This window comes from uncultured Methanobrevibacter sp. (assembly GCF_900316895.1).
GTDB lineage: Archaea > Methanobacteriota > Methanobacteria > Methanobacteriales > Methanobacteriaceae > Methanocatella.
In genome coordinates, this window is sequence record NZ_ONER01000043.1 from 1 (window position 1) to 13530 (window position 13530).

At 38.3% G+C, this 13530-nt stretch carries 10 protein-coding genes; 8 read left to right on the plus strand and 2 right to left on the minus strand.

Translation table 11 applies throughout. From position 1 onward, the window contains the following. From QZN27_RS05945 to QZN27_RS05960, 4 genes are all read left to right on the plus strand, one after another. Positions 1–385: 4Fe-4S binding protein (locus QZN27_RS05945; RefSeq protein ID WP_296784956.1), on the plus strand; the 385-nt coding region annotated here is incomplete at its 5' end. Between the two features lie 712 nt (positions 386–1097). Beyond that, positions 1098–2255: an MFS transporter gene (locus QZN27_RS05950; protein WP_296784957.1), complete on the plus strand. Its 1158-nt coding sequence runs from the start codon at positions 1098–1100 to the stop codon at positions 2253–2255. Positions 2256–2319: 64 nt separating this feature from the next. After that, entirely contained in the window at positions 2320–3588 is a 1269-nt protein-coding gene (gene glyA, locus QZN27_RS05955) for a serine hydroxymethyltransferase (RefSeq protein ID WP_296784958.1), read from the plus strand. A 5-nt stretch (positions 3589–3593) separates the two neighbouring features. Further along, positions 3594–4286 carry a dihydromethanopterin reductase (acceptor) gene (locus QZN27_RS05960; RefSeq protein WP_296784960.1) on the plus strand — a complete coding sequence of 231 codons (693 nt, stop codon included), beginning with the start codon at positions 3594–3596 and terminating at the stop codon, positions 4284–4286. Here the strand turns inward: QZN27_RS05960 and QZN27_RS05965 are convergent. Together QZN27_RS05965 and QZN27_RS05970 are read right to left on the minus strand one after the other, a co-directional pair. Continuing rightward, a complete protein-coding gene (locus QZN27_RS05965; RefSeq protein ID WP_296784963.1) occupies positions 4272–4514 on the minus strand; it encodes a DUF192 domain-containing protein in 243 nt (80 codons plus the stop codon). The genes QZN27_RS05960 and QZN27_RS05965 overlap by 15 nt on opposite strands. Before the next feature lie 106 nt (positions 4515–4620). After that, positions 4621–5286, minus strand: a complete 666-nt coding sequence (locus QZN27_RS05970) for a DsbA family protein (RefSeq protein ID WP_296784968.1) — start codon at positions 5284–5286, stop codon at positions 4621–4623. A gap of 488 nt (positions 5287–5774) precedes the next feature. Between QZN27_RS05970 and ileS the strand changes: the two genes are divergently transcribed. The 4 genes from ileS to QZN27_RS05990 form a co-directional block, all read left to right on the plus strand. Then, complete coding sequence (ileS, locus tag QZN27_RS05975) at positions 5775–9011, plus strand: isoleucine--tRNA ligase (protein WP_296784970.1); 3237 nt, start codon at positions 5775–5777, stop codon at positions 9009–9011. Between the two features lie 10 nt (positions 9012–9021). Beyond that, entirely contained in the window at positions 9022–11163 is a 2142-nt protein-coding gene (gene purL, locus QZN27_RS05980; RefSeq protein ID WP_296784973.1) for a phosphoribosylformylglycinamidine synthase subunit PurL, read from the plus strand. Between the two features lie 18 nt (positions 11164–11181). Then, entirely contained in the window at positions 11182–12399 is a 1218-nt protein-coding gene (glp, locus tag QZN27_RS05985) for a gephyrin-like molybdotransferase Glp (RefSeq protein WP_296784975.1), read from the plus strand. Between the two features lie 16 nt (positions 12400–12415). Next, the coding region (locus QZN27_RS05990) for a site-2 protease family protein (protein ID WP_296784978.1) at positions 12416–13530 on the plus strand (1115 nt) is incomplete at its 3' end.

Here is a 13530-nt window from a genome sequence, read left to right on the forward strand (position 1 = left end):
CACCTTAACTGACGGTGTTTACATTGCTGGTGTAGCACAAGGTCCTAAAGATATTCCTGACTCCGTAGCACAAGGTTCAGCTGCAGCATCCAGAGCAGCAATCCCAATGGCTAAAGGAGAAGTAGAAATCGAACCTATCATTGCATCCAACGACGAAACCGTTTGTGGTGCTTGTCAAGTATGTGTCGAATTATGTCCATTCGATGCTATTTCAATCGCTACCGGTGTAGGTGGAAAAGAATTTGCACAAATTAACTCCGCATTATGTAAAGGATGTGGTACTTGTGTAGGTGCATGTCCATCTGGTGCAATGAACCAACAACACTTCAAAACCGAGCAAATTATGGCACAAATCAGTGCTGCTCTTGAAGACTTAGGTAAATAGATTTAGAGATTAATTTCTCTATTTCTTTTTTTATTTTTTTTATTTTTTTCATCCTTATATCCCAAACTTATTTTAAATTCAAATCACCATACAATCAATGCTAATTCAACATTCGATATTTATTGATACTTAATTTCAATTTAATTTATTCGTTGTTTTTCGGATTTGAAGCATAAAAACGATTTTAATACAATATTTTTACTTAAAAACAATTTTATGAATTCTTAAACTATCAAAGTTATATACATTATAGTTAAATATATTATTGGACTAGTCTATGGAAGTTTTTGCCTACTTAAATTAAATCATCCTAACAAACTGAAAAGGTGTTATAATGAGTAGAAAAAAATGAATTGTTATTAATTTTGATTATAACCATTATTCAACTCATCACCACACTAATAAGATAATTAGTTACTTTAATTGTTGAATTTAAAAAAATTTTAGTTTTAGAATTTCCTTTGGTTGGCTTTTTGGCTTTCATGATACGTATCAAAAATTATATATAATGTAAAATGTAAAATTAGGATTGTACAATGAGTATCTAATTACTTATTTGTAGTTTGTTAGGATTTAATATGGGGTTAGATTCATTCTAACTTTCATATTATTAATTTCTTCTTTTGTTTGTTATCTTCCAGTCATTAATTTAGCTCAAAACATAATTTTTCTCACATTAATCTATTTAAATCTTATGAACTAATACTTAATCATGAATTATAATCCAAAAATATTATTGTACATTTTAATGCTATCAACAATGGGCATCAATACTCCATTAAGCATTATTGGTATAATATTGCAGATATCAGAGTATTTCAATACTTCCATTGCCATTTCTGGATTATATGTATCATCTTTTACATTCACAATTGCCGTAACCGGTTTGTTTATTCCTATTCTATTTTCAAAGTTTGAGATTAAAAGGACATTCATTACAATACTTGGAATTTTTGCCGTGTCCAATCTTGTAATCATTTTCACCGACAACATTTACATTGCAAGCTTTTTCAGGATCTTTTCTGCAATTTTCTATCCAGCATTCATCTCAATAGCCCTGACGTTTTGTGAAAAGATTGCACCTGAAGGCCAAAAGCAGGACTACATCACCAGGATATTGCTCGGAATTTCAATCGGAAGCATTGTTGGGCTGCCGATTACAACAGGACTTGGAACAATTTTCGGCTATCAGGTCGCAATGAGTTGGATTTTCCTGTTTAGCCTGATAACGTTGATTTTAATCATAATGTTGTTTCCCAGAATTCCCGGCGAATCAAAAAGTTATGAGATGCCAATGTCCAGCTTGAAATCAAAGGAATTCGTTCTGGCAACAGTAGGTATCATAATGATGCCGATCGGTGCAAGCATGGTCTATAACTACATGCCATACTTTCTGCAGACTGTCAGCCATGTATATACATATAGATTAAGTGTTTTACTTTTTGCCTACGGTTTAATTTCCATTTTTGGAACATGGCTTGGAGGAAAACTGATTGCAAAAAAGGACAAGGTCACACTCATAATTTTCCATCTGGTATGTGCAGCGGTATTTTTGGGAATCTATCTTTTCAGCGATTATTTAATTCTGGTTTTAATATTGGTTTTGATATTCGGCATTTTGGACGGAATGGGCTATAATCTCATTCAATACATTGAAACATCTGTATTGCCTGAAAGCCCTGAACTTGCAAATGGCATATTCTTAAGCGTTTTAAACGGTGGAATCGCCATCGGTATTGCAATCGGGGGATTTTTGGTTGACGGATTCGGAGTAATGTCAATCTTTATGGGGGCAATAATATTTTTACTTGTAGCATTCATTTTCATGGTTTATCTTATTTTAATTTTGAAAATGCCGTTAAAATATTAAATTTATATTATATGATAAACAAAAATTAAATCATAAATATATAATTGGATATTAGGTGTAGTAAATGGCTAATTATCATGACGAAATTTTAAAGTTAGAAGAAATAGCAAAAGAACATACTCAATATATGAGAAACAGTATCAATCTGATTGCTTCTGAAAACGTAACAAGCGTAGAGGTAACCGAAGCACTTGCAACCGATTTTGCACACAGATATGCTGAAGGACAAGCATTCGAAAGATTCTACGAAGGATGCCAATACGTTGACTTGGTTGAAGACATGACCAAAAAGCTTTCATGCAAAGTTTATGACTGTGACTATGCAAACGTTCAGCCTGTATCAGGCGTAACCGCAAACCTTGCAGCATTTTTCGGTTTTGCAAAACCTGGTGAAAAAGTAATGGCTCTTGAAGTACCTTCAGGAGGTCACATTTCCCACGCTGATGTAAGTGCAGCAGGTATCCGTGGATTAAAAACAGTTTTCCACCCATTGGACAAAAACATTATGAACATTGACATCGATGCAATGAACAAAAAAATCCTCGAGGAAAAACCAAAAATAGTCTTGTTCGGAGGAAGCTTATTCTTATTCCCACACCCAATCAAAGAAGCACGTGAAGCTGCTGATGAAGTTGGAGCTACTGTCATGTATGACGGTGCACACGTATTGGGTCTTATTGCAGGTGGACAGTTCCAGCAACCTTTAAAAGAGGGTGCTGATGTGATGATGGGAAGTACCCACAAGACATTCCCAGGTCCACAAGGAGGAATCATCCTTTCCCACAAGGAAAATGAGGAATTAATCGACAATGCAGTATTCCCTGGTGTCGTAAGTAACCACCACTTGCACCACTTGCTTGGTTTAGGTATTGCAACCGCTGAAATGTTGGAATTCGGTGAAGCATATGCAAAACAGACAATTAAAAACGCACAAGCATTAGGTCAAGCAATGTATGAATTAGGATTTGACGTTTTATGTGAAGATTTAGGATTCACCCAGTCACACCAAATCGCTGTGGACTTAAGGTCAATCAGATCAGCATCAGACATTGCAAAAGAACTGGCTGACAATAACGTTATCCTAAACAAAAACCTCTTGCCTGGAGATGACCGTGACAATTCCGATGATCCGTCCGGTATCAGAATCGGTACACAGGAAATCACCCGCAGAGGCCTAAAAGAAAAAGAAATGGAAGAAGTCGCTCAATTCATCAAACGTGTGGCAGTAGATAAGGAAGACATCGCTGATGAAGTTGCTGAATTCATGAACCAATACACAACTCTTGATTATGCATTCTCCGACAGAGATGCATACGAATATCACAAATTATAGATAACATGAGAATTGCCTTCGCATTTACTGGAGCTGGTCATTTACTACGTGAATCAGTACAAGTTGCTTTGAAATTAGCAAAAGAGCATGAAGTGACAGTATTTCTGTCAGGAGCTGCTGAAGAAGTCCTTAAAATGTATGGACTTTATGAAAGTATCGTCGGCATAACCGGCGGTAAATACCATGAGCTTGCAACTGATTCAAACCAAAAATTCTCATATCCAATTACCGGTCGTTTGTCCTTAGGAAAATACGACCTATTAATAGTTTCACCGGCTACAGCAAATACGGTTTCAAAGATAGTCTATGGAATAGCAGATACCCTTGTTACAAATGCGGTCGCACAGGCCGGAAAAGGTGCCGTACCAGTTTATATGGTGCCTGTTGACATTCATCCAGGACCAATCGACACGGTTTTGCCATCAAAGATAGAATTGTCAAAGTGTGAAAACTGTGATGACTGTGTTGCTGCTCTTGCATGTGAGCAGGGAGCTATCATTCCACACTCAGAAATCGATTTGACAAAATGCATAGGATGCGGATTATGCAGGAATACCTGTCCGAATGATGCAATTTCTGAAGGCAAAATCATAACAATCTATATGAGAGACATAGATATTGAAAATACCCGCAAATTGGAAGGTATTGACAATATCAAGATATTTGAAAATCCGGAAGATATTTTAGACAAAATCTAATCTATCTCCTATTTTTAGATTTAACTTATTTTTTTCAGTTTCAATAATGTATTTCGCCTGTTTTTTGGGCCTATAAAATTTCCATGGCCTTAAAGTTGCCTTATCAAAAACCACTTTGTTTTCATCAGCGAAATAAACGTCGATTTCAAAACGCATGAACATTGTGTGTATGCCCGAATCGGCGAGGTTTGTGAAAACCAGAACATTATTAAAATTCTTTTTTCCCATTAAACCCTTAAAACGCTTAAAAAAAGTATCTGCATATATTATTTCCATAAAATAATATTAAATTTTGGGTTATTTAATCTTTTAACACCTTAAAATCAATATTGACTTAAAGGTATGATTTTGATCCGATTTCCCCATTAATCAAATCCACAATAGCTATTTTGAAATCTTCCTTTTCAAAGGCTCCGGGAACAACCAGCTGCTCTTCTGAAATGTTTAAAAAGTAGAGAGGTATTGCATCAACACCCATGGCTATGGCATCTTCCTCTTCAATTAGAACTTCAAAGTCATAAGAATCACTTTCAAGGATATTTCTGATTTCATTTTCATCCAAACCTAAGCTGGTAGCGATTTCAACTAGAGTATCTGTATCGGCTATTATCCTGTTATCTATGAAATTCGCTTCAAAAATTTTGAAAATAAGATCCTGTGAAATGTCCGAATGCTTTTTTTGGACATATCTGACCAATCTGTGAGCATTTCTTGATGAAGTTAATTGGATGTCTTTATAGTTTATTTTAATCCCGTCATTTAGAGCAATCTTTTCTGTTTCTTCAATCTTGGCCTTGGCATCTTCAGGCGTAATGCCATACTTTATGATGTTTTGAGTGGTTATGGAATTAATTGGCTCATCGAATAGGGTCGGATAAAGCTCGAATGGTTTCATTTCCCATTCGACATCCAAATCCAGTTCTTCGGTTGCCTTTTTCAGTCTGACCAATCCGATATATGAATTCGGACAGTTGAAGTCACTCCAGTAGACTATTCTCATTTTTTCTTCTTCTCTTCCTGTTTTTTCTTTTTATAGATTTTATAAAGTTTCATTGAGTTGTCTACTAACTTAAAAAGTGAATTGTATTTTCTGTGAAAGCTCATGAATTAATATATTAAGTTAGTATTATATGTAGTTTTAGGAGCATCCATTTTCAAATTTCATTGCCGTTAATGTTAATGCAAAGTAGGTTTGAAATAATTGAAGGAATTGTATTTACTGTCAAAATAATTTCACATTAATTAGTTTTAATTGCTGTTAAAAAAACTCCTATTTTCTCAATTTTCACGATATATAATAACCTTTATTTATTATCTAAAACAAAAAGATATATATTGTAAATTAATTGATATGTTTGTTGATAACATGGCAGTATTGCTGCTGTTAACCAAATCTGATGAATATAAGGGATTTTTGTTGTAACGGCAATATCAGGGAGTTAATCGACAAAAAATATCAAATGCATCATATATATAAGGAGTTAAAAAATGCCAATAAAAGAGGCAGACAAATCATACGATCATGATAAGATAGAAAAGAAAGTTCAAAAATTCTGGAAAGAAGAAGAAACTTTTGCTAAAGTCAATGAACTGAGAGAGAAAGGTCCAAGATATTCATTTTTAGACGGTCCGCCATATTGTAGTGGTAAAATCCACTTGGGAACCGCATGGAATAAAATCATCAAGGATTCCTACTTGAGATACAAATCCATGAACGGATTCAGCTTAAGAAGACAGGCCGGATGGGATATGCACGGGCTTCCAATCGAAAATAAGGTAGAACATCTGATGGGCATTCAGTCAAAACAGGAAATTGAGGAAATCGGTATTGACAAATTCGTTGACAAATGCCGTGAATTCGCAATTGAAAATAAGATTGCAATGGAAAAGGAATTTGACGATTTGGGAGTTTGGATGGACTGGGATGACCCATACATGACACTTGACCCGAAATATATGGAATCCTCATGGTGGATGCTTAAAAGGGCAAACGAACAGGATTTACTTTTAAACGACCAGAGGGTTATCAGCTGGTGTCCGCATTGTGGAACAGCTCTTGCTGCCGCTGAAATCGAATATGAAGAAAAGGAAGACCCTTCAATTTACATTAAATTTCCAGTTACAGGAGAAGAGGATACATACTTCCTGGTTTGGACAACAACTCCATGGACACTTCCAGCAAACCTTGCAATTTGTGTAAATCCTGAATTTGACTATGTTTATGTTGCAAAGGATGGAGTAACCTATATCATTGCTGAAAACCTGATGGAAGACGTTTTAGGAAAACGCATTAAAATCCACAGGACCAAAATACCTGCTGAAAATGAAGATGAGGAAGACAAAATCATCGAAGAAGAAGAGGTAATGTATGAAATAATCAAAACAGTCAAAGGTGAAGACTTACTTGGATTGTCCTATGATTATATTTTAGCAGATGAAATTCCAAAACAGATGGAATTCGATTCAGAAATTGAAAAGGTACACACTATCTTGCCGGGCGACCATGTAGAGCTTGGTGAAGGTACCGGTTTGGTACATACCGCACCTGGACACGGTCCGGACGATTTTGAAGTGGGACACGCTAATGGACTTCCTATATTCTGCCCAGTAGGTGAAGACGGATGCTTCACCGAAGATGCAGGCAAATATGATGGCAAATTTACAAAAGAAGAAAATACTCAAATTATTAAAGATTTAGAAGAAAAAGGATTAATGTATCATTCTGAAACCATTGAACACAGATATGGGGTATGTTGGAGATGTAAAACCCCAATTATCTATCGTGCAACCAAACAATGGTTCTTGAAGGTAACCGATATCAAACAGAAAATGTTGGATGAAATCGGAAAGGTCGAATGGGTTCCTAAATGGGCTGGAGAAGGAAGGTTCTACGATTGGGTAGACAATGCCCGTGACTGGACAATCTCAAGACAAAGATACTGGGGTATTCCAATACCAATTTGGGAATGTCCTGACTGTGGAGAACTCAAGGTAATCGGTTCCCTTGACGAATTGAAAGAAGAATCCTTAACTGAAATTAATGTAAGTGACTCAGAGCTTATTCACAGGCCATATGTGGACGAAGTTGAAGTGAAATGTGACAAATGTGGCCAAACAATCAAAAGAATTCCTGACGTATTGGATGTATGGATCGACTCAGGTGTAGCCGGATGGGCTTCATTATATTACCCTGAAGAGAAGGAGAAATTCGCTGACTGGTTCCCTTATGACTTCATCACAGAGGGTCATGACCAGACCAGAGGATGGTTCTACTCACAGCTCGGTACCGGTGTAATAGCCATGGGCCAAAGTCCATACCAAAAAGTTTTAATGCACGGATTCGTTCTGGATGAGAACGGAAACAAGATGTCCAAATCATTGGGTAACGTTGTTGCTCCTGAAGAGGTAATTGAAAAGTACGGAGCGGACGTCTTAAGATTCTACTTATTATGGGCTTCAAAACCATGGGATGACTTGAAATTCGTATGGGAAGAGCTTTTAAACATCAACAAGATGTTCAACATTTTATGGAACGTTTATGTATTTTCAACAACCTACATGTCACTTGATGACTTCAATCCGGTAGGACTTACTGAAGATGACATGATTTTGCGTTCAGAGGATAAATGGATTATCTCAAAGGCAAACTCATTGATCAAGGAAGTTGCTGAGGACTTGGACAAACTGTTCTTCCACAAGGCAACCAGAAAAATCAACAACTTCATCCTTGAAGACCTAAGCCGCTGGTATGTAAGGTTAATTCGTGGTAGGACATGGGTTGAAAGCGATGACCCTGATAAATTGGGTGCTTACTACAGCCTATACACAGCTCTTGTAAAATTAATCACTGTATTATGTCCTATAGCTCCACATGTATGTGAGGAAATCTATGAAAACCTTGTTAAAGGAGTAAACCCTGAAGCGCCTGAAAGCATTCATATGCTTGACTGGGGATATGACGAAGATGCGATTGACAGTGAACTTGAAGCCAAAATGGATGTGGCCCGTGAAGTTATCGAAGCGTCAATCAGGGCAAGGGACATGGCACAATACAAATTGAGATGGCCGGTTTCAGACATTACAGTGGTATCTGAAGATGAGGATGTCTTGAATGCTATCGAGGAATTGACTGACATCATCAAGGACCAGTCAAATACCAAAGATGTCTTGTGTGCCAGTGAATTTGAAAAATTATCATACAATGCAAAACCTAACCTCAAGATTTTAGGTCCAAAACTCAAAGGAGACATGGGCAAGGTTGTTAAAGGCCTAAAGACTGCTGATGGAAATCAAATAAAAGCAGAACTTGAAGAAAACGGCTGTGTTACAATTGAAGGAATTGAATTGAACTCTGAAGAAGTATTGTTTGATTCAGAACTTCCGGATGATTTTGTTTCATCAGAATTTGAAGGCGGTAACGTATTTGTAAATACCAATATCACATTGGAAATCAGACAGGAAGCAATGGCTCGTGAACTCATCAGAAGGGTTCAGGACATGAGAAAAGAATTGGATTTAGATGTTGAGGCAAACATCAACGTGGATGTTGAAACATCAGCGGAATTCAAGGACTTGATTGTTCCTCAATCTGAAGTGATCTCTCATGAAGTCAGGGCTAAAAGCTTAATTATAACTGATAGTGAAGAATGCAATAAAGATTCAAAAGATTATACCAAAGAATGGGATATCGAAGGAGAAAAAGTAGTTATTTCAATTAAAAAATAGGGTGTTTAACATGACTTTAGCTGACTCTGAAATTGAATATATTGAAGGAATCCTCGGTCGTGAAATGAACGAATTGGAAGAAGGAATGCTTGACGTAATGTTTTCAGAACATTGCTCATACAAAAGCAGCAGGCCTTTCCTTAGGGCTTTTCCAACCGAAGGGGAAAATATTATCTTAGGTCCGGGTGACGATGCAGGTCTTGTATCTGTCACAGATAAGTATGCATTAGCAGTGGGTATGGAATCACACAACCACCCATCAGCTATCGAACCATACGGAGGAGCAGGTACCGGTATAGGCGGAATATTAAGGGATATCATATCCATGGGAGCAATGCCTATAGCACTTCTCGACTCCTTAAGATTCGGACCTTTGGAAGAAGACCAAAAATCTAGATACTTGTTTGAGCATGTCGTTAAGGGAATTTCCGATTACGGTAACCGTGTCGGTGTTCCTACTGTCGCCGGTGAAATAGAATTCGACGAATCATTCAGGACAAACCCTCTCGTAAACGTAATGTGTGTGGGTCTTGTCGAAAAGGACAAAATCGTAAGGGCACAGGCTCCAAACATAGGCGATGTATTCCTTTTGATGGGCGGAACAACCGGCCGTGACGGAATTCATGGAGTAACTTTTGCATCAGAAGAGCTGACTTCAGATTCAGAAACTGAAGACAGGCCTGCTGTACAGGTAGCGGATCCATTCACCAAGAAAAGAGTTCTTGAAGCATCCCTGGAAATATTGGAAAAAATCAATGTCAGCGGTGTTAAGGACTTAGGTGGTGGAGGTCTCACATGCTGTATTTCAGAATTAGTGGATTCATCCAGCAACGGTGCTTTAGTCGACTTGCAGGCTATTCCTTTAAGGGAAACCGGAATGACACCTTATGAAATCATGCTTTCAGAATCACAGGAAAGAATGGTATTCGTAATCAATCCTGATGATGTTAAATTGGCACAGGAAATCTGCGACAAGCATGAAATCACATCATCCGTCATCGGTGAGGTAATTGACGGAAACAACATGATCATTTCAGACGAAGGTGAGGAAATCGCCAACTTGCCAACAATACTATTGGCAGATCCACCTTCAATCGACAGGCCAATCAAGGAAATACCAGAAGATACAGAAAAAATCGAGCTTAAGGAACCTGGTGTTTATGAATCCCTGCCAAAATTATTATCCTCTCCAAACATTGCTTCAAAAGAATGGGTTTACAAACAATATGACCATGAGGTTCAGGTCAGAACTGTTGTAAAACCTGGAGACGATGCCGCAGTGCTCAGAATCGATGAAAATACTGCAATTGCACTCACTACAGATTCTAATACAATTCACACAAAATTATCTCCATTCGACGGAGCCGCAGGTTGTGTTGCCGAAGCTATCAGAAACGTCATTTCAATGGGAGCAACCCCTTATGCAGTCGTTGACTGTCTGAACTTCGGAAACCCTGAAACTCCTGAAATCCTATGGCAATTTAAAACAGCCATTGAAGGAATGGCACTTGTTGCAGAAAACTTCAACGCACCGGTCATCAGTGGAAACGTAAGTTTCTACAATGAAACCGAAGGAATAAAAATCAATCCGACACCTGCAGTTGGTGTCATTGGTGTTGAGGACATTGAAAACATAAGGACCATGGACTTCAAAAACGAAGGAGATAAAATCATATTAATCGGTAAAACCTATGATGAACTTACAGGTTCAGAATATCACAGAACCATTCATAACCTTGAAAAAGGTACAGCTCCAAGAATCAGAATCGATGAGGAAGTTGCAAACGGTCAAACCGTTTTAGATTTAATTTCCAATGACAAGGACAAAAACATCACTGCAGTACACGACGTATCAGCAGGAGGTCTTGCAGTCGCATTGTCCGAAATGGTTATCAAATCAGGCTTAGGCTGTGACGTAACCTTAAAAGATGATGAACTGGATAAAATCCAATTGCTATACTCAGAAAGTCATGCAAGGTACTTGTTGACAGTCAAAGCAGATGCGCTTGATGACATTTTAGCACAAATTGATGTTCCTTGTGAGGTCATTGGTGAGGTTAAAGGCACTTCATTGAATGTAAACGATCATGAATTCAGCTTTGAAGATTTGAATAATGCATATCATGGCGTTATTGAAAAATATATGGCATGATTGACTTGGGGGAGTTGAATGTTCTTATCAAAGCTTGATTCATTAAAAAATGCTCAAAATCTAATCTCTGACAATCAAAAAGTAAGTGAAATTGAAGAGATTCCTATCTATGATGCCCACAAGAGGGTTTTGGCTGAAGATATAATAGCATTTCATGATTCACCGCCATTTGATAAATCAGCTATGGATGGATTTGCACTCATTGCGGAAGACACCTTCGGTGCTGGACAGTCAGCACCAAAGGAATTCAAGATAATCGATGCAATCGGTGCCGGAGATTTTTCATCTAAAACCGTTAATCACAATGAGGCTATTGTTATAGCTACAGGTGCACCTATTCCTGACGGCGCCAATGCGGTTTTGATGAAGGAATACACTACAACCGATGGGGATGACTTGACAATCTATTCACAGGTCACTCCCGGTGAAAACGTCTCTCCAAAGTCTGAAGATATCGAGAAAGGCCAAAAAATACTGGACAAAAACACTTTCATCAGATATCAGGAACTGGGCCTTATAGCCTCTGCGGGATATGATACCGTAAAGGTGTTCAAAAAGCCTAGGGTCAAAATCATCATTACCGGAAACGAGCTTGTCGAACCGACAAAAGAGGAAATCGATAAGGCAAAAATCATAAATTCCAATCAGTTTACTATAAAGGCGATGGTTGAGGATTCAGGGGCCATATGTGACATTGGCCGTGCAGGAGATACCTTTGATGAGGTAAGGGAGGCCATTTTAGAGGCTTCCAAGGAGTATGATGTTATCATGACTACAGGAGGAACAGCCATCAGTAGGGGGGATGTCGTTTTGGATGTAGTTGATGATATCGGCGAGGTACTTTTCCACGGCGTTGCAATTAGACCTGGAAAACCTGCAGGTGCAGGTATTGTCAATGACAAGGTGGTTTTCACATTTTCAGGACAGCCTGTTGCCGCAATGTCCCAGTTCGACATGTTTGCAAGAAAATATCTATTTGAAATGCAGGGAAGAGCATTTGATTTTAATATAGTTAAAAGAACATCACAGCTTAAGATACCTTCACAGTTGGGCAGGACAGATTTCATCCGTGCAGTCAGTGATGAGGAGCATGCAAAGCATGTGCTGAATAGAGGTTCTGGCATTATTCGTTCAATGGTGGAAGCGAACAGCTATATCATAATAGACGAAAATGATGAAGGATACCAGAAGGACGATATAGTCGATGTTGTCTTCTTTGATTCATTACTTTGGTAAGTAAAGAGGCATTTTAATGAATGGTATTTATTATTATTTGATAGCCTTTGCTGTCATCTGGATATTGGTCGGAATATTTCATGAAAGATTATCAAATCATGGAGTTGAACTTAGCTTTCCAGTCATAATGTGGAAAACCCAGAGGCTGAGAGGACTGATATCCAAAATCAATAACCTGTCACCGAAATTCTGGCGATGGTATATGAATATCGGAATTATAGTGGCATTTGGAGCCATGATATTCATTACTTATACTCTGCTGTCCACATTGCCAACTGTTTTTGAAACTCCGAGCGTTTCGATAGTGATACCCGGTGTTGATATTCCTGGTTCCCAGATTTACGTTCCCTTTGTTTATGGGCTGATAGCCCTTGCAACGGTTTTAATCGTTCACGAATTTTCACATGGTATTCAGGCAGTCGGGGAAAAGATTCCAATAAAGTCAATAGGACTCATGCTGTTTATCATACTTCCGGGAGCATTTGTAGAGCCGGATGAGGAAAAACTTAAGGAAGCCAAAAGGACTTCAAGGCTAAGAGTTTACGCTGCAGGTTCCATTGCCAACGTAACCCTTGCGGTCATAGCCTTGATGCTGGTGTCCCTGTGCGCTGCAGGAATTCCTAATTACTTTGCCGAAGACGGAATTGAAATCGGCAGGATTATTCCAGATTCTCCATCCGATGGAGTCTTGAAGGAAGGAATGGTTCTGGAAGCCATTGACAATCAAAAGATTAATGATACAAAGGCCTATGTCAATGTTGTCAGTTCATTCGCTCCGGGCGAAAACATTTCGGTTCAGACGGACCAGGGCAATTACCATGTAACCCTTTCCAAACATCCGAACAACGAGTCCCGAGGATTTTTCGGAATCCAGGCAAATCAGCATTTCGAGCTTAAAAATGACAGTTTAGGTCCTCTTCCATGGATTCTCTTTGAGCTGATCGATCTTTTCCAGTGGGTGGCAATGCTGAACCTCGGAATTGGGCTTTTCAATCTGCTTCCAATCAAGCCTTTGGATGGAGGATACATGCTGGAAATCTTGTTGAGCTATAAATTGTCAGAAAAACATTACAAGCCAATTGTAAATGCGTTATCTGCAGTTTTAGCGATGGTTATAGTATTCAGCATAGT

What these genes read in the sequence shown, in the direction of transcription:
- QZN27_RS05970 (WP_296784968.1), bottom strand. Translation starts at nt 5,286, where the DNA reads ATGAGAATAGTCTACTGGAGTGACTTCAACTGTCCGAATTCATATATC.
- purL (WP_296784973.1), top strand. Translation starts at nt 9,022, where the DNA reads ATGACTTTAGCTGACTCTGAAATTGAATATATTGAAGGAATCCTCGGT.
- QZN27_RS05950 (WP_296784957.1), top strand. Translation starts at nt 1,098, where the DNA reads ATGAATTATAATCCAAAAATATTATTGTACATTTTAATGCTATCAACA.
- glp (WP_296784975.1), top strand. Translation starts at nt 11,182, where the DNA reads ATGTTCTTATCAAAGCTTGATTCATTAAAAAATGCTCAAAATCTAATC.
- QZN27_RS05960 (WP_296784960.1), top strand. Translation starts at nt 3,594, where the DNA reads ATGAGAATTGCCTTCGCATTTACTGGAGCTGGTCATTTACTACGTGAA.
- glyA (WP_296784958.1), top strand. Translation starts at nt 2,320, where the DNA reads ATGGCTAATTATCATGACGAAATTTTAAAGTTAGAAGAAATAGCAAAA.
- QZN27_RS05965 (WP_296784963.1), bottom strand. Translation starts at nt 4,514, where the DNA reads ATGGGAAAAAAGAATTTTAATAATGTTCTGGTTTTCACAAACCTCGCC.
- ileS (WP_296784970.1), top strand. Translation starts at nt 5,775, where the DNA reads ATGCCAATAAAAGAGGCAGACAAATCATACGATCATGATAAGATAGAA.